The organism is Kribbella kalugense (assembly GCF_004365875.1).
Taxonomy (GTDB): domain Bacteria; phylum Actinomycetota; class Actinomycetes; order Propionibacteriales; family Kribbellaceae; genus Kribbella; species Kribbella kalugense.
Map to the genome: position 1 here is coordinate 86,630 of NZ_SODF01000002.1, position 14,951 is coordinate 101,580.

At 66.3% G+C, this 14,951-nt stretch carries 17 protein-coding genes; 6 read left to right on the forward strand and 11 right to left on the reverse strand.

The features are described from left to right. Window positions 1–28: 28 nt before the first annotated feature. The 5 genes from EV650_RS17900 to EV650_RS17920 are packed head-to-tail and all read right to left on the reverse strand — an operon-like array spanning window position 29 to window position 4,903. Window positions 29–1,120, reverse strand: a complete 1,092-nt coding sequence (locus tag EV650_RS17900; RefSeq protein ID WP_134120204.1) for a Gfo/Idh/MocA family protein — start codon at window positions 1,118–1,120, stop codon at window positions 29–31. Further along, entirely contained in the window at window positions 1,113–1,883 is a 771-nt protein-coding gene (locus EV650_RS17905; protein ID WP_134120205.1) for a ThuA domain-containing protein, read from the reverse strand. The genes EV650_RS17900 and EV650_RS17905 overlap by 8 nt, the downstream gene beginning before the upstream one ends. A 20-nt stretch (window positions 1,884–1,903) precedes the next feature. Then, a complete protein-coding gene (locus tag EV650_RS17910; protein ID WP_134120206.1) occupies window positions 1,904–2,707 on the reverse strand; it encodes a carbohydrate ABC transporter permease in 804 nt (267 codons plus the stop codon). An 18-nt stretch (window positions 2,708–2,725) separates the two neighbouring features. Then, window positions 2,726–3,664: a carbohydrate ABC transporter permease gene (locus tag EV650_RS17915; RefSeq protein ID WP_134120207.1), complete on the reverse strand. Its 939-nt coding sequence runs from the start codon at window positions 3,662–3,664 to the stop codon at window positions 2,726–2,728. Window positions 3,665–3,667: 3 nt separating this feature from the next. Beyond that, the gene (locus EV650_RS17920; RefSeq protein WP_134120208.1) at window positions 3,668–4,903 is read right to left on the reverse strand and encodes a sugar ABC transporter substrate-binding protein; all 1,236 of its coding nucleotides are present in this window, start codon (window positions 4,901–4,903) and stop codon (window positions 3,668–3,670) included. A 159-nt stretch (window positions 4,904–5,062) separates the two neighbouring features. Here EV650_RS17920 and EV650_RS17925 point away from each other — a divergent pair, with 159 nt between their 5' ends. Then, entirely contained in the window at window positions 5,063–6,070 is a 1,008-nt protein-coding gene (locus tag EV650_RS17925) for a LacI family DNA-binding transcriptional regulator (protein WP_238174298.1), read from the forward strand. Here the strand turns inward: EV650_RS17925 and ilvY are convergent. Together ilvY and EV650_RS17935 are read right to left on the reverse strand one after the other, a co-directional pair. After that, entirely contained in the window at window positions 6,014–6,895 is an 882-nt protein-coding gene (ilvY, locus tag EV650_RS17930; RefSeq protein ID WP_134120210.1) for an HTH-type transcriptional activator IlvY, read from the reverse strand. The genes EV650_RS17925 and ilvY overlap by 57 nt on opposite strands. Window positions 6,896–7,053: 158 nt before the next feature. Beyond that, a complete protein-coding gene (locus EV650_RS17935) occupies window positions 7,054–7,359 on the reverse strand; it encodes a hypothetical protein (RefSeq protein WP_134120211.1) in 306 nt (101 codons plus the stop codon). 90 nt (window positions 7,360–7,449) lie between these two features. Here EV650_RS17935 and EV650_RS17940 point away from each other — a divergent pair, with 90 nt between their 5' ends. The 3 genes from EV650_RS17940 to EV650_RS17950 are packed head-to-tail and all read left to right on the forward strand — an operon-like array spanning window position 7,450 to window position 9,024. Next, window positions 7,450–7,620, forward strand: coding sequence for a hypothetical protein (locus tag EV650_RS17940; RefSeq protein ID WP_202874746.1), 171 nt, complete (start codon window positions 7,450–7,452; stop codon window positions 7,618–7,620). After that, on the forward strand, window positions 7,617–8,159 hold the full coding sequence (locus EV650_RS17945; RefSeq protein WP_134120213.1) for a DUF6879 family protein: 543 nt from the start codon (window positions 7,617–7,619) through the stop codon (window positions 8,157–8,159). Before EV650_RS17940 ends, EV650_RS17945 begins: the two co-directional genes overlap by 4 nt. A 4-nt stretch (window positions 8,160–8,163) precedes the next feature. Further along, window positions 8,164–9,024 carry a helix-turn-helix domain-containing protein gene (locus tag EV650_RS17950; protein WP_202874748.1) on the forward strand — a complete coding sequence of 287 codons (861 nt, stop codon included), beginning with the start codon at window positions 8,164–8,166 and terminating at the stop codon, window positions 9,022–9,024. 45 nt (window positions 9,025–9,069) lie between these two features. Here EV650_RS17950 and glmM read toward each other — a convergent pair whose 3' ends face one another. From glmM to rplM, 3 genes are read right to left on the reverse strand one after another with little or no spacing between them, the layout of a single operon-like run. Then, the gene (gene glmM, locus EV650_RS17955) at window positions 9,070–10,416 is read right to left on the reverse strand and encodes a phosphoglucosamine mutase (protein WP_134120214.1); all 1,347 of its coding nucleotides are present in this window, start codon (window positions 10,414–10,416) and stop codon (window positions 9,070–9,072) included. 7 nt (window positions 10,417–10,423) lie between these two features. Next, window positions 10,424–10,945 carry a 30S ribosomal protein S9 gene (gene rpsI / locus EV650_RS17960; RefSeq protein WP_134120215.1) on the reverse strand — a complete coding sequence of 174 codons (522 nt, stop codon included), beginning with the start codon at window positions 10,943–10,945 and terminating at the stop codon, window positions 10,424–10,426. Window positions 10,946–10,980: 35 nt separating this feature from the next. Then, complete coding sequence (gene rplM, locus EV650_RS17965; protein ID WP_134120216.1) at window positions 10,981–11,424, reverse strand: 50S ribosomal protein L13; 444 nt, start codon at window positions 11,422–11,424, stop codon at window positions 10,981–10,983. A 277-nt stretch (window positions 11,425–11,701) separates the two neighbouring features. Here rplM and EV650_RS17970 point away from each other — a divergent pair, with 277 nt between their 5' ends. Both EV650_RS17970 and EV650_RS17975 read left to right on the forward strand, forming a co-directional pair. Then, window positions 11,702–12,988: a citrate synthase gene (locus EV650_RS17970; protein ID WP_238174299.1), complete on the forward strand. Its 1,287-nt coding sequence runs from the start codon at window positions 11,702–11,704 to the stop codon at window positions 12,986–12,988. 588 nt (window positions 12,989–13,576) lie between these two features. After that, window positions 13,577–14,374 (forward strand): SDR family NAD(P)-dependent oxidoreductase, encoded by a 798-nt coding sequence (locus EV650_RS17975; protein WP_134120218.1) that lies wholly within the window; start codon window positions 13,577–13,579, stop codon window positions 14,372–14,374. A gap of 62 nt (window positions 14,375–14,436) precedes the next feature. Here the strand turns inward: EV650_RS17975 and EV650_RS17980 are convergent, their stop codons facing one another. Further along, entirely contained in the window at window positions 14,437–14,892 is a 456-nt protein-coding gene (locus EV650_RS17980) for a nuclear transport factor 2 family protein (protein WP_134120219.1), read from the reverse strand. Window positions 14,893–14,951: the final 59 nt, after the last annotated feature.

Below are 14,951 nucleotides of genomic sequence, written 5' to 3' on the forward strand. Positions count from 1 at the left end.
GTCCAAGGTCCCCGGAGCTTGTTCGAGACTATGACTCCAGGCCGACTGCCTTCAGGGGGTTGGGCCAGGCTTTGAGGGCCGCGTGCAGGGCTGGGTCTTGGGTGGTTGCCAGGGCCTCGTCGTGCGCATCGGTGATGACATCGGCGATGGTGACAGCGGTGCCGGTGTTGGCGGAGCGGACGGCGGCTTCGACCATGGCGAGGCTTACTACGTTGGAGTGCACCTCGGATTGCGGGGTTGTCGACGTGCGGACCGCGTTGACGAACTCGACGAGGGAGCCGGCGATTTCCTGGGGTTCGTCGGACATCGTGGCTGGGAGGGGCTCGCCGGACGCCAGCTCTGCGACGGGTGGGTTGTCGCCGTCCCAGGTCGCCGTACCGCCGGGTGTGCTGGCTCTCCAGAGGCCGTTCCACGAGGTTTCCAGGCCGGGCGCGCACCAGCTGCCGGTGAAGGTGAAGCGGGTGCCGTCGGCGTAGGTGAAGATCGCGGTCGCGGCCGCGTTGCCGTCGAACCAGCTCCAGTCGGGGTTGTACGAGTCGCAGTACACCGAGACCGGTTCCGAGCCGATCAGCTTGCGCGATAGGTCGAACTGGTGGATCGCCATGTCGACCAGGAGCGGCTCGGCCATCCGCTCGCGGAACCCGCTGAAGTGCGGCGCCTTGAAGAACTCGCACGACAGCGTGCCGATCGTGCCGAGTTCGGCGAGCTGGCGTTCGAAGGCCGCGACGGCCCGGAAGTACCGGCGCGACTGCGAGACCATCAGCAGCTGCCCGCTGACCTCCGACGCCGCGACCATCGTCAGACACTCGCGGACAGTCTCGGCCAGCGGCTTCTCGCAAAGCACAGGAAGCCCACGCAGCAAGGCATCCACGCTGACCTTCGGGTGTGCGAGCGGGACGGTCACGTCGATGACCGCATCCGCGCGATCGGCCAGCTCGTCGATCGAGTTGGCCACTGGTACGTCGCCGTACCCGTGCTCGTCGGCCGCCGCTCGGGCCACCTCCAGGTCGAGGTCGACGAGACCGACCAGCTGCACGGAAGGGTTGGCGGCGATCGTCCGCAGCCAGGCGCGGCCCATGCCGCCGGCGCCGGCCTGGAGAAGACGCAAGGGTTCAGGCATCCGCAGGCTCCTCGATCGGGCCGGTGTAGCCCTTGCCGTTGAAGAAGTCCTCGGTCTCGTAGCGCAGCAACGTCGGCAGAGCACGCGACGGCAGGTCGGTCTTGGCCCACCCGACCCCGTTCGCGATCACCTTCCGGACGTCCTTGTGGTGGTAGACCGGGAAGTCCTGGTCGCCGGGCGAGAAGTAGAAGATCTTCCCGTGCCCGCGACGGAACGTGCAGCCGGACCGGAACACCTCGCCACCGGAGAACGACGAGACGAAGATCAGTTCGTCCGGGACCGGGATGTCGAAGAACTCGCCGTACATCTCCTGCTGCTCGATCACGATCGGGTGCGGGACGCCCTGCGCGATCGGGTGCGTCGGGTTGATCGTCCAGACCAGCTCGCGGTCCCGCTCACTGCGCCAGCGCAGCGTGCACGTCGTACCCATCAGCTTGCCGAAGATCTTCGACCAGTGACCGGAGTGCAGCACGACCAGGCCCATCCCCGACAGCACGTGCTGGTAAACGCGGTCGACCACCTTGTCGTCGACCTCACCGTGCGCGGCGTGGCCCCACCAGACGAGTACGTCGGTCTCGGCCAGCACCTCCTCGGTCAGGCCGTGCTCGGGTTCGTCGAGGGTGGTGGTGGAGACGTCGGCTTCGAGGTTCTCGCGGATGCCGGCGGCGATGGTCTCGTGCATGCCGTCCGGGTAGATCTCCCGGACGTGCGGCTCGACCTGCTCGTGCCGGTTCTCGCCCCAGACGAGTACGCGAATCGTCATATTTCAGACCCTTTCAGACATTATTTGACGGCCCCGCCGATGGCGCCGGCGGCGATGTACTTCTGCGCGGCGATCAGCAGCACGATGGCCGGGATCGCCGAGAGGACCGCGGTCGCCATCACCGCGTTCCAGTTCTGCACCTGAGTGCCGAGGTACTGGTAGATCCCCAGCGTCACCGGCCGTACGCCGCCCTTGGTGGTCAGCGTCAGCGCGAACAGGAAATCGCTCCAGGAGAAGAGAAAACTGAACAGTCCCGCGGTGATCAGGGAGTTCTTGCTGATCGGCAGCACGATCGCGACGAACGCCCGGAACAACCCGGCGCCGTCGACCCGCGCGGCCTCCACCAGCGACGGCGGCAGCGACATCATGAACGACCGCAGAATCAGGATCGCGAACGGGATCCCGCTGCTGCAGTTCGCGATGATCAACCCCGGGATCGAGTTCAGCAGACCGATCCGCTCGTACGCCGTGTAGAGCGCGTTGGCGATCACGATCCCCGGAATCATCTGCGAGATCAGGATCGCCAGCAGCCCGATCGACACCCACCGGGACCGGAACTGCGAGAGTGCGTAGGCACACGGCGTCGCGATGGCCAGGCTGAGTACGACGGTTCCGACCGCGATGATCACGCTCGTGACGAGGTTCCCGCCCTGCTCGTCGAAGGCCCGCTTGTAGCCGCTGAACGTCGGGTGCAACGGCAGGAAGCCCGCGGTCAGGGTGTTGCCCGATGGTTGGAGTGAGGCGTTCAGCATCCAGTAGACCGGGAACAGCATCACGCACAGGATCAGTACGCCGATCACGGTGTACGCCGTACGTCGCATCATGTCCCTCCTACTCGTCTGTTATTCGTCAACCGCGCGGCGGGTGCTGCGCAGGTAGAAGACCGCGAACACGAACGAGATCGCGATCAGGATGTTGCTCAGCGCCGCGCCCTGGCCGAACTTGAAGTCCACGAAGGACTTCTCGTACGACTGGGTCGCCAGCGTCTGAGTCGCGTTCGCCGGTCCACCGCCGGTGAGGCCCAGGATGATGTCCAGGACCTTGATCGTGTAGACGACGCCGAGCATCAGCACCACGCTCGCGACCGATCGCAGGTTCGGCCAGGTGATGTACCGGAACGCCCGCCAGCCCGTTGCGCCGTCGAGCTGACCGGCTTCGTAAAGCTCGTCGGGGATCTCCGCAAGACCGGAGTACAGCAGGGTCACGTTGAACGGGATGCCGATCCAGATGTTCACGCCGATCACCGCGATCAGCGCGACCGACGGCGAGTTCAGCCACGGCACCGGATCGTTGATCACGTGCAGCCCCAGCAGCGACCGGTTCAGGATGCCGCTGTCCTGCTCGAGGATCGACCGCCAGGTGGCACTCGACACGATCAGCGGCAACAGCCACGGCAGCAGGAGAAGCGAGCGCAGCAGTCCGCCGAGCGGGAACCGCTGGCGGAAGAAGAGCGCCAACGCCAGGCCGATCGCGAACTGGAACGCGATCGACCCGATGGTGAACAGCGCGGTGTTCACCATCGCGTCCGAGAACAGCTGGTCCTTCACCACCGCGCTGTAGTTCTGCAGCCCGATCCACGGCGCCTCGCCGGTGAAGAACGTCCGCAGGGTGTAGTCCTGCAGGCTCATCAGCAGGTTCTTCACCACGGGGTAGCCGAACAGCGCCAGCATCGCCACCGCGGCGGGCAGCACGAACAGGATCTTGGTCAGGTCCTCGCCCCGGCGGCGCCGGCCGCGAACGCGCTCGCGGCCGGCCACCGTCGTACGTGTGAGCGTCACCATCGATCAGCCGCCGGACGCCTGCTTGAAGGCGTCCTGGACCGAGGCCTTACCGGTCAGCGCCAGCTGGATGGCCTGGTAGATCACCTTCGCCGCCGCCGGCCACTTGTCGCCGAGCTTGCCGGTCCGCGAGCGGGCGGTCTTGACCTGCTCGGTGAAGGCCTTCATCGACGGCACCTCCTTGACGTACTCGTCGAGCAGCGCGGTCTTGGTCGGGATGGTGTACCGCGCCTTCGCCCAGGCGAGCTCGTTCTCGTCCGAGTTCAGGCACTTCACGAAGTCGGCGGCCTTCTGCTCCTTGGCCTGGTCCTTGTTCAGCGGGACCGTCCACGCCTCACCGCCGAGCGGCGCGACCGGCTTCTGATCCGGCTTGTTCAGCGGGAACGTGACCACGTCCCACTTGATCTTCGGGTTCTTGTTCAGCGCCGGGATCTGCCACGGGCCGTTCACCATCATCGCGGCCTTGCCGGCGATGAACTGGTCGTTCACGTCGCCCTGCGTCCAGTTGATGACGCTCTTCGACGCGGACCCCGACTGCACCAGATCCGTCCACAACTGCAGGGCTTCGGTCACCTGCGGGGTGTTCAGATCGGTCTCGTCACCACCGTTGGTCCACATCGCCGGCAGGAACTGCCACGAGCCTTCGTACGTCGCGTTGGCGTTGAACGCCATCCCGTACCGCCCGGGCTTGGTCAGCTTCTTGGCCGCGGCCTTCAGCTCGTCCCAGGTCTTCGGCGGCTGTACGCCGGCCTCGGTCAGCATGTCCTTGTTGTAGAACAGGGCGATCGTGTTCGTCACCGGGGCCAGCCCGTAGAGCTTGCCCTGGTACGACGTCGCGTCGACCATGCCCTGGATGACCCCGTCGCCACTCAGACCTAGGTCGTTCAAGGGCGCCAGCGCACCGGTCGCGGCGATCTGCTGTACGTCGGGGTTGTCGAGCATCAGCACATCCGGCAACGTCTTCGACGAGGCCTGCTGCAGCACCTTCTGGATCAAGGTCTCACCAGGGACCGTCTCCCGTTTGATCGTGATGCCGAGCGTCGACGCGCAGGAGTCGAGGCCCTTCTGGACAAGGGTCTTGTCCGGCTCGTTGTTGTAGTAGTCCAGGATCGTGAGGCTCTTGACGCTGTCGCCGGACGAGGACGACGACTGGCTTCCGCCGCCGTTGTCGCCGCAGGCGGCCAGCAGGAGCGACACCGTCGTCGCACCCGCCAGCGCGGCGGCGATCCGCTTGCTGATCATGACATCGGGCTCCTTCAAAGCGTTTAACCAGTGGACGAGGGCAAAACCAGTTGCTCTTGTGGATTAGTCGGTAAACCGCTTAACTAAGGCGTTGAAGGACTATGTTCCGTACGTCACACCGCTGTCAAGAGTTCAGAGGGGGTCGGATCGGTGGTCACGATGAAGGATGTGGCTCAGCGGGCCGGTGTTTCGATCGCGACGGTGTCCTTCCTGCTGAACAACACCAAGCCGGTGACCGCGGCGACCCGGGCCAGGGTCGAGCAGGCGATGGCGGAGCTCGGATACAGCCGCAACATGGTGGCCCGCGCGCTGGCAAGCCGGCGTACCCACATCATCGCGATGGCCTACCCGGCGCTCGAGCACCGGTTCGGGATGTCGACCGCGGAGTTCTTCACCAGCGCGGCCGAGGCCGCCCGGAAAGAGGACTACCACCTGGTGCTGTGGCCGGTCGGCAACGACGGGGTCGAGCTGCGTGAGTTGCTCGGTCAGGGTCTGGTCGACGGCGTCGTGCTGATGGAGGTCCAGCTGGACGATCCGCGGGTCGACGTACTGCAGCAGGCCGGTACGCCGTTCGCCTTGATCGGCCGGACCACGGAGCTCGAGGGGTTGTCCCACGTGGACATCGACTTCGACACCACGGTCGAGGACGCGGTGAAGTACCTGTACGACTACGGGCATCGCGAACTGGCCTTGATTTCGGGCGATCTGGACGATCCGCGGTTCCACGCTTATGGCCCGTGGGTCCGCACGGAGGACGCCTATCGCCGGGTCGCCGCGTCGTACGGCATGTCCGTCGTCATCCTGCCGTGCTCCGACACCACCCAGGCCGGCAAGGCCGCCGCCGAACGACTGCTGGCCGAGCATCCCGAGACAACCGCGATCCTGGTGCTGAACGAGTACGCCGCCCTGGGGGTCGTGTCCGGGCTGAAACGCGGCGGCCTCGACATCCCCGGCGACGTCTCCGTCCTGGCGCTGCTGATGGTCCCGGAGAACGCCGCCATGGCCGACCCCGAACTCACGATGATGCGCACCCCCGGCCCCGAACTGGGCCAGCTCGGCACCGAGTCCCTCATCCGCGAACTGGAAGGCGACGACCCGCTACCACCCCAGCTAGTCGCCGCCAAGCTCCTCCCCGGCGCGACGGTCGCGGCTCCCCGGGGCACCTGATTCGGTCAGGCTCCAGAGAGCGGCGATCAGCGGGCGCCGGAGGTCGGCGCGTCTGGCGCAGAGGCCGATCGTGAGCGGGTCGAGATCGGCCGGGATCTCTATCAGGCGGTCGCGGACGGCGGATGAGTCGAGGACCAGTCTCGGGACGATTCCGGTGCCACATCCCAACGCCACAAGGGCGAGCAGCGCTTCGTGGCCGTCGGGCTCGGCGGCGATCACCGGCTTCAGCCCGGTCTTGCGAAACCAGCGGAAGGCGGCCTCGCGGACGAGCCCTCGAGCGGGTACGACGTACGGACCGTCCGGATCGCTGTCAGGAGCTTTCACGAGTACGAGATCGGTGACCGCGACCGTACGGCTGACCAACGATTGTGGGAGTCGCTTGGGGATCCCGGCGACAGCCGCGTCGACCTCGCCTTCGTCCAACCGGGCCAGAGCCGCGGCCGCGTCACCGGTCCGGAGATCCAGGCGGATCTGTGGATGCGCCTCTCGCAACGGAGCCAGCAGGTCCGGGAGCAACGCCTGGCAGGCCGTCACAGTCGCGAAGATCCGCAGATCCCCAGTCAGACCGGCCTGATCGCCCGAGCCGGCCCGGTAGTCGTCCCACAGTTCCAGCGCGTTCTCGGCGTACGCCGTGAATCGCCGACCTTCCGCGGTCAGTACGACACCCCGCGGACCGCGGTCGAGCAACCGCGCGCCGACCCGCGTCTCCAACCGCTGGATCGTCCGCGTCAACGTCGCCGCACTCACATGACACTCGAGGCTCGTCCGCCCATAGTTCAACGACCGAGCCAAATGCAGGAACAGCTCCAACTCGCGATGCTCCAACGAGACCTCGCAGAGGGCGGCGAGAAGACGAATGACAGGACAGTGGGCTACTTAGGGTAGTTCAACGCCTTCAAGAAAAAGACAAGGAAAGAAAGAAAAGAAGTAGAGAGGGTTGCGTGCCTGGCCGGCTTCGGCCCTCAGGTGACAGACATCTGCATCTACTCGGCGTCGAGCCACTCGGCACCATCGGAATCGCGGTGGTAGCCGTGGTGGTACCCGAGGACGCAGCCGATCCCCCTGTCGGGATTCTTGCCGTCACATGGCTCCGACCGCGACGGGCTGAGGCTCGGCCAGGTACGACGGGGCGCGCTCAGCAGATTGGCCGGATCTGATGACTCATTTTGACTCACAAGATCGAGGATGATCATCACAAAGGCCCTTGTCAAGCCGGCGTTCTGCTGCAGATACAGGGTTCGCGCGGCAGACACGCAGAGCAGGTTGACCCCAACTGCGGCATCTGTCACCGTTGATTTGCTGACTCATTCTGACTAGATGGAGGCGAGATGCGACTCATTCACCGCGCTGGACCTTGCGACAACGGTCCTTGTCCCAACGTGTTCGACACCGATGAAGGCACACTTGTGGCAGTGCAGGGCGCGCAGTTGGTTGATGCCGACGCCTTGGCGCAGCTGAGCCAGATGCCGGCGCACGAGACCGTCGTCCTGGTGCCGCGGGAGCTCCTGCTGGAGTACGCCAAGAAGATGGCAGACGGAGCCACGGTGTGAACTTCGAGGAGTTCGACGCTCAGTTCGACCGATTCACTACAGAGGTCTTCCGGCTGGAGAATCTTCAGGGCTACGCGGTCTCCGAGGAAGACGCACGACTCAAAGCCTTCCGTGACGGCACGCCGCGGCCCGAACGTTCCGTGCGGACCGAGCCTTGGCTGGCTCGGATCGCTGTGAGCACGGTCGCGGGTAAGAGATGGGAGCGGGTCCACGTCGTCGATCACCCCCTCTCCGAATATCTCCGGTACGAACTGGTCGGGTACGTCGAGTCCCAGGCGGCCGGAGAGCGCATCCTGATCGCGGAGCGGACGGCCGACGAGTCGCTGACCAGACTTGGCGAGGACTTCTGGTTGTTCGACGCCGACTCGCCGACCGCGTACGCCGTACTGATGCACTACGACGAGGCTGGACATTTCGTAGGCTTCGACCACACCACGGAGCCCGCCGTGCTGGAGCGCTGCCGGAATGAGCGCGAGCTCGTTCGGCGGCATGCCGTGGACCTCAACGCCTACCTGGCGGAGCAGAAGGAAGATTTGTAACTGCGTGCGTACTTCGGACCAGACTCCACGGACTCCGCGGCAACACATCGGCGCGGAGTTGCGACGCTTGCGGACGATGGCCGGCGTGAGCGGGCGCCAGCTCGCTCAGCGGACCGGGCTGAGCCAGTCCAAGGTGAGCAGGATAGAGCGCGGTGATGCACTCGCGTCGGTTCCTGAGCTGACACATTGGCTGGAGCAGTCCGGCGCGATCGATCGCCTGGAGCCATTGATCTCAGCTACCGAAGCGGCGCTGAACCAGACCGACGGATGGGAGGAGTTTGCGCAGGAAGTCAGCTTCGCCGAGATGCAGGCGCAGGTTCAGCACCGCGAGGCGACGGCTCGAACCCAGCGATCGTTCCTACCGACACTGGTTCCTGGTCTCCTCCAGACTGCCGAATACGCACGGCTGGTGTTCATCGCATCAGATCTGCGCGGCGAGCAGGACTACGCGGCCGCAGTCCAACGCCGACTCGACCGCCAGCAGATTCTCTACGATCAGACACACACGTTCGAGTTCATCCTGACCGAGGCGGCGCTGCGGTGGCGGCCCGGTCCACGTGAGCTGCTGATTGCGCAGCTGGACCGCATCGCGAGCGTCGCCACGCTCAGCAACGTATCCATCGGAGTCGTCCCGCTGGACGTCGAGGCGCAGACGATTCCGTGGCACGGCTTCACTTTGAACGAGGACGTCATCGACGGCGAGCCCTTCGTGCAGGTCGAGACGATGCACGCGTATCTGACGGTGGCGCGGCCTGAGGACGTGGAGCTGTATCGGCGGCAGTACGCGGTACTGCGTGAGTCCGCTGCTACCGGGCAGCACCTCACGGACTTCCTGAGCGCGCTCCGCGCCGAGCTCAAGCCGTAAATGCAAAGTACGCCGGGGAGGATCTCTCCGGCGTACTTTGCTACGTCACAACTTCAGTGAAGTGGCGACCACGTCGGCGAGGGTGTGGGCGATCTCGTCGGCCGTGGCGGAGGACTCGGCCTCGACCATGACCCGGACCAGCGGCTCGGTGCCGGAGGGCCGGAGCAGGACGCGGCCGGAGTCACCGAGACGCGTGGTGGCTTCGGCGACGGCGGTCTGCACCGCGGGGTCGGTGCCGGCCCGGCTCTTGTCGACGTTCTTCACGTTGACCAGGACCTGCGGCAGGCGCGTCATCGCGGCGGCCAGGTCGCTCAGCGACTTGCCCGTCTGGGCGAGCCGGGCGAGCAGCATGACCGCGGTCAGCGTGCCGTCGCCGGTGGTGGCGTGGTCGGACAGGATCACGTGCCCGGACTGCTCACCGCCGAGCTTGTGACCGCCGGCCTTCATCGCCTCGAGCACATACCGGTCGCCGACCTTGGTCTGCTCGACCGCGATCCGCTCCCGGACCATCGCCTGGACGAAGCCCAGGTTGCTCATCACGGTCGCGACGACCGTGTCGTTCAGCAACCGGCCACTGTCCCGCATCGCCAGCGCCAGGACCGCGAGGATCTGGTCGCCGTCGACGAGCTCGCCGTTCGCGTCCACAGCCAGGCAGCGGTCGGCGTCACCGTCGAGCGCGATACCGACGTCGGCGCGGTGACCGACGACCTCACGCTGCAGACCGTCCATGTGCGTGGATCCGCAGTTCAGGTTGATGTTCAGCCCGTCGGGGGCGGCGGCGACCGTGATCACCTCGGCGCCGAGCCGGCGCAGTGCCTCCGGCGCGGTCTGCGAGGCGGCGCCGTTGGCGCAGTCGATCACGACCTTGAGACCGTCGAACCGGTTCGGTGCGGAGCGGACCAGATGCGAGACGTATGTCTCGAAGCCCTGCCCGTCGTCGGTCACCCGGCCGACGGAGGCGCCGGTCGGACGCTGCCACTCCTCACCCATCCGGGCCTCGATCGCGTCTTCGATGACGTCGTCGAGCTTGATCCCGCCGCGGGCCAGGAACTTGATGCCGTTGTCCGGCATCGGGTTGTGGCTGGCGGACAGCATCACGCCGAGGTCCGAGCCGGTCGAGCCGGTCAGGTAGGCGACGGCCGGGGTCGGCAGCACGCCGAGCCGGACGACATCGACGCCGGCGCTGGCCAGTCCAGCCACCACGGCGGCTTCCAGGAACTCACCACTGGCACGAGGATCCCGGCCCACAACGGCGCGTGGCCGGTGCCCTTCGAAGGCACCGGCCTCGCCGAGTACGTGAGCTGCCGCGACCGAAAGGTCGAGCGCCAGCTCCGCGGTCAGGTCCACGTTCGCCAGGCCACGGACTCCGTCCGTGCCGAACAAACGCCCCATCAGGTGATCAGCGCTTGCTGTACTGAGGCGCCTTACGGGCCTTCTTGAGACCAGCCTTCTTACGCTCCTTGATCCGCGAGTCGCGGGTGAGCAGGCCGGCCTTCTTCAGGCCCGGGCGGTTGGCCTCGAGGTCCGCCGCGTTCAGGCAGCGGGCCACACCCAGCTGCAGCGCACCGGCCTGGCCGGTGATGCCGCCACCGTTGATCCGGGCGATCACGTCGTACGAACCCTCGAGGCCCGCGACGACGAACGGCTCGTTCACGTGCTGCTGGTGGACCTTGTTCGGGAAGTAGACGTCGAGGTCCTTCCCGTTGACCTTCCACTTGCCGGTCCCCGGGACGATCCGGACGCGGGCGACGGCCTCCTTGCGGCGGCCGGTGGCGCCGGCCGGGTTGATCACCGCGACCCGCCCCGCCTCGGCGCGCTGCTCCGGAGCCGGGTTCGTCTCGGAGGTGTAGGCGACCGGGCCCTCGGTGTCGATGGGGACCTCGGTGTCGAGCTCTGCGGTCTCGGTGGTGATGTCGCTCACGCTGTGAATCCTCGTTTACCTGGTTCGTCGATCGCTTACTGGGCGATCTGGGTGATCTCGAACGGCTTCGGCTGCTGCGCCGTGTGCGGGTGCTCCGGACCGGCGTACACCTTCAGCTTGGACAGCAGCTTCCGGCTCAGGCGGTTCTTCGGCAGCATGCCCCAAACGGCCTTCTCGACGGCCTTCCGCGGGTCCTTGTCGAGGATCTCGCCGATCGGCGTGGCGGTCAGACCACCCGGGTGACCCGAGTGACGGTAGGCCAGCTTGTCGGTCCGCTTGGTGCCGGACAGGGCCACCTTCGAGGCGTTCACGACGACGACGAAGTCACCGCCGTCCACGTGCGGCGCGAACGTCGGCTTGTGCTTGCCACGCAGCAGGGTGGCGATCTGGACGGCAAGCCGACCGAGCGTGACGTCGGTGGCGTCGATCACGTGCCACTCACGGGTGACGTCAGCAGGCTTCGGGCTGTACGTGCGCACGGTCGTTGACCTTCGTTTCTCAGAGGTTGACTAGAACTGGACGTCGGCGAGTGGTCCGCCGACAGAGGCATAGACCTGGAACGCACAACAGCAGCCCAGAATACCGGCGTAGACACGCGTGGGTCAAAGTGAGCCCACACGCCGAGGGGACCCCGGCTTGGAAGCAGCTGAGGACCGCACTAGTTTAGCGGTGAAGATTGCAGTCCGAACCCGCGTCCCGCCGGCTGATCTACCCTCATTCATCCAGGCGATGACGCCAGCTTCCGAAGAGGGCATTGTGACCGAACAGTCGCTCACCGTCCGGGACAACCGGACCGGCAAGGACTTCGACCTTGCCATCACCGATGGCACCATCCGTGCCGCCGACCTCAAACAGATCAGCGCATCCGACGGCGACGGCGGGCTCGCCACCTACGACCCCGGCTTCGTCAACACCGCCTCGACCCGCTCCTCCGTCACCTTCATCGACGGCGACAAGGGCATCCTGGAGTACCGCGGCTATCCGATCGAGCAGCTCGCCGAACAGTCGAACTATCTCGAGGTCGCCTACCTCCTGGTGAACGGCTCCCTGCCGAACAAGTCGGAGTACGAAGCCTGGGCCCACGACGTGACGTATCACACGTTCGTGCACGAGAACCTGAAGACCTTCATGCAGGGCTTCCGGTACGACGCACACCCGATGGGCATGCTGCTCGCCTCGGTGGGCGCGCTGTCCACCTTCTACCCCGAGTCCCGGGAGATCTTCAACGAGGAGTCGCGGGCACTGCAGATCCGCCGGCTGATCGCGAAGATGCCCACGCTGGGTGCGTTCGCCTTCCGGCACGCGCAGGGCAAGCCGTACGTCTACCCGGACAACGAGCTCAGCTACGCGGCGAACTTCCTGTCGATGCTGTTCAAGATGAGCGAGCCGAAGTACGCCGCCGACGACCGGCTGGTGCGCGCGCTGGAGATCCTGTTCATCCTGCACGCCGACCACGAGCAGAACGCCTCCACCAACGCGGTCCGCGCGATCGGCTCGACCCAGGTCGACCCGTACAGCGCGGTCACCGGCGGCATCGCCGCCCTCTACGGCCCGCTGCACGGCGGCGCCAACGAGGCGGTGCTCAAGATGCTCCGCAGGATCGGGACGGTCGACAACGTGCCCGCGTTCATCGAGGGCGTGAAGAACGGCGAAGAGCGGCTGATGGGCTTCGGCCACCGGGTCTACAAGAACTACGACCCGCGGGCGAAGATCATCAAGAAGGCCGCCGACGACGTCTTCGAGGTCACCGGCATCAACCCGCTGCTGAAGATCGCCGTCGAACTGGAGAAGATCGCGCTGGAGGACGAGTACTTCGTCTCCCGCAAGCTCTACCCGAACGTCGACTTCTACTCCGGCCTGATCTACGAGGCCCTGCAGTTCCCGCCGGAGATGTTCACCGTGCTGTTCGCCATCCCGCGAACCTCCGGCTGGCTGGCCCAGTGGGAGGAGTCCCTCGGCGACTCCGACCAAAAGATCGCCCGCCCGAAACAGATCTACACCGGCCAACGCGGCGTCCAATACGTCCCCATGGGCGACCGCTAACCCCACCAGCAACACCCAGCCGCCGCGAAACGAACCCGTTTCGCGGCGGCTGTCTTGTGAGGCCGCCTTCGGCGGCGCGCGCAGACTGCGGAATCCCGCGAACGTGATCGGCGCCAGCACGGCCCGCTGTCGTCGAGTCGTGGATTTGGGGCCGAGATTCTCGCCTAAATCCACGACTCGGCAATCGAGGCCCTCGCCTATTCACACGACTCGACCACCCGAGCCACGTCGCCAGCTCGAACGCACGGGCACAGCATCCGACTGCGGCGAGCCCGCCAGGCCTGGCGGGCCTAGCCGTGCATCCGGGCACGCCCACTGTCGTCGAGTCGTGGATATGGGGCCGCCGCGGACCGCGATTCTCGCCTGAATCCACGACTCGCCAATCGGGGCCCTCGCCCATTCACACGACTCGACCACTCGAGCGGCTGTTCGTTCCACAGCCACCTCACCGAAGCATCAGCCGCAGCATCCCCCGACGGGCGGCACGCGGCGCCGATCACCTCCAGCCGCACCCACAGTCCGCGCACTCGGCCGAAGGCGGCTGTCGTTTCGGCGGTTTCTGTCTGTGGGGGCTGTTACGTTCCGCGGATGGGGACATTGGTGGGGAAGGTTGCGGTTGTTACCGGCGCTAGTCGTGGGGTGGGGAAGGGGATTGCGCTCGGACTCGGGGAGCAGGGGGCGACTGTCTACGTGACAGGGCGGTCGGAGGCTGGTGGGGCGGCGACCACGCCGTTGCCGGGGACGGTTCAGGAGACGGCTGCGGAGGTTACCGAGCAGGGCGGGCGCGGGGTGGCGATCGCGTGTGACCACCGCGACGACGAGCAGACGAGGCGGGCCGTTCGGCAGGTGGTGGAGGACGCCGGGCGGATCGACGTACTGGTCAACAACGTGTGGGGTGGTTACGAGTACTTCTGGGACGGCACACCGTTCTGGGAGGAGGCTGGTTTCTGGACGCAGCCGCTCGAGCGCTGGGACGCTGCGTTTCAGGCCGGCGTACGGGCGCACTACGTGACGACCGTGGCGGCAGCGCCGGTGATGGTGGCCGCAGGGTCAGGGCTGATCGTCAATGTGTCGTCGGACGGTGCCGAGAAGACCGACACGGGGGTCGCGTACGGCGCTGCGAAGGCGGCGACCGACCACATGATCGCGTGCATGGCCCAGGAGCTCCACGACCACGGCGTGACCGCCGTGTCGCTCTACCCCGGCCTGGTACGAACCGAGTCGGTCCTCCGCGCGGCCGACCATTTCGACCTCACCAGCTCCGAGTCCCCACTGTTCGTGGGCCGCGGAGTAGCCGCCCTCGCCGCCGACCCTGAGGTCATCCGCCATACCGGCCAGGTGATCCGCACCGCGACCCTCGCCGAGGAGTACGCCTTCACCGACTGATTTGGAGATGGCCCCGGGCGGGCTTGGTGCCTCGGTCCGGGGCCGTCTGGGGGTTCTGGGGACTAGGACGCGGTCGGGGCGGGGGCTGGTTCCCGTAGGTGGGTGATGAGTTCTTCGACCTGGCCGCGGGCTCGGATCATTGCCAGGTGGTCGATGTAGTCGCGGGACTCGACGATCAGGCCGTCGCGGACGCGCAGTACGAACACGGCCGGCACCCGGAACGGATCCCCGGTCGCCAGCACCGTTCCGGCGTACTCGAACTCGGCGACAACCACCTCAGGATCGGCCGTCTCGTGCACCCGGATGTTGTCCGGCTGGAACTGGACCACCTCGGTGACCCGCGGACCGTTCACGCCGAAGTGCTCCGCGAGCGCGGCGCGAGACAGCAGCGGGTGGTCGCCGTACGGGCTCATCGGATGGCGTACGTCGGTCTGCTCGGCGTACAGCTCCGGCAGGATCGCGAAGTCACGGTCGGCGACACCGTGGACCAGCTTCAGGAAAACCTCTTCGGGAGTCATCTAGTTCCTCACGGGAATTAAACGGAGTGATGACTTCGAATATATGGAGTAACGACTTC

What these genes read in the sequence shown, in the direction of transcription:
- EV650_RS17900 (WP_134120204.1), bottom strand. Translation starts at nt 1,120, where the DNA reads ATGCCTGAACCCTTGCGTCTTCTCCAGGCCGGCGCCGGCGGCATGGGC.
- EV650_RS17905 (WP_134120205.1), bottom strand. Translation starts at nt 1,883, where the DNA reads ATGACGATTCGCGTACTCGTCTGGGGCGAGAACCGGCACGAGCAGGTC.
- EV650_RS17910 (WP_134120206.1), bottom strand. Translation starts at nt 2,707, where the DNA reads ATGATGCGACGTACGGCGTACACCGTGATCGGCGTACTGATCCTGTGC.
- EV650_RS17915 (WP_134120207.1), bottom strand. Translation starts at nt 3,664, where the DNA reads ATGGTGACGCTCACACGTACGACGGTGGCCGGCCGCGAGCGCGTTCGC.
- EV650_RS17920 (WP_134120208.1), bottom strand. Translation starts at nt 4,903, where the DNA reads ATGATCAGCAAGCGGATCGCCGCCGCGCTGGCGGGTGCGACGACGGTG.
- EV650_RS17925 (WP_238174298.1), top strand. Translation starts at nt 5,063, where the DNA reads ATGAAGGATGTGGCTCAGCGGGCCGGTGTTTCGATCGCGACGGTGTCC.
- glmM (WP_134120214.1), bottom strand. Translation starts at nt 10,416, where the DNA reads ATGGGGCGTTTGTTCGGCACGGACGGAGTCCGTGGCCTGGCGAACGTG.
- EV650_RS17975 (WP_134120218.1), top strand. Translation starts at nt 13,577, where the DNA reads ATGGGGACATTGGTGGGGAAGGTTGCGGTTGTTACCGGCGCTAGTCGT.
- EV650_RS17980 (WP_134120219.1), bottom strand. Translation starts at nt 14,892, where the DNA reads ATGACTCCCGAAGAGGTTTTCCTGAAGCTGGTCCACGGTGTCGCCGAC.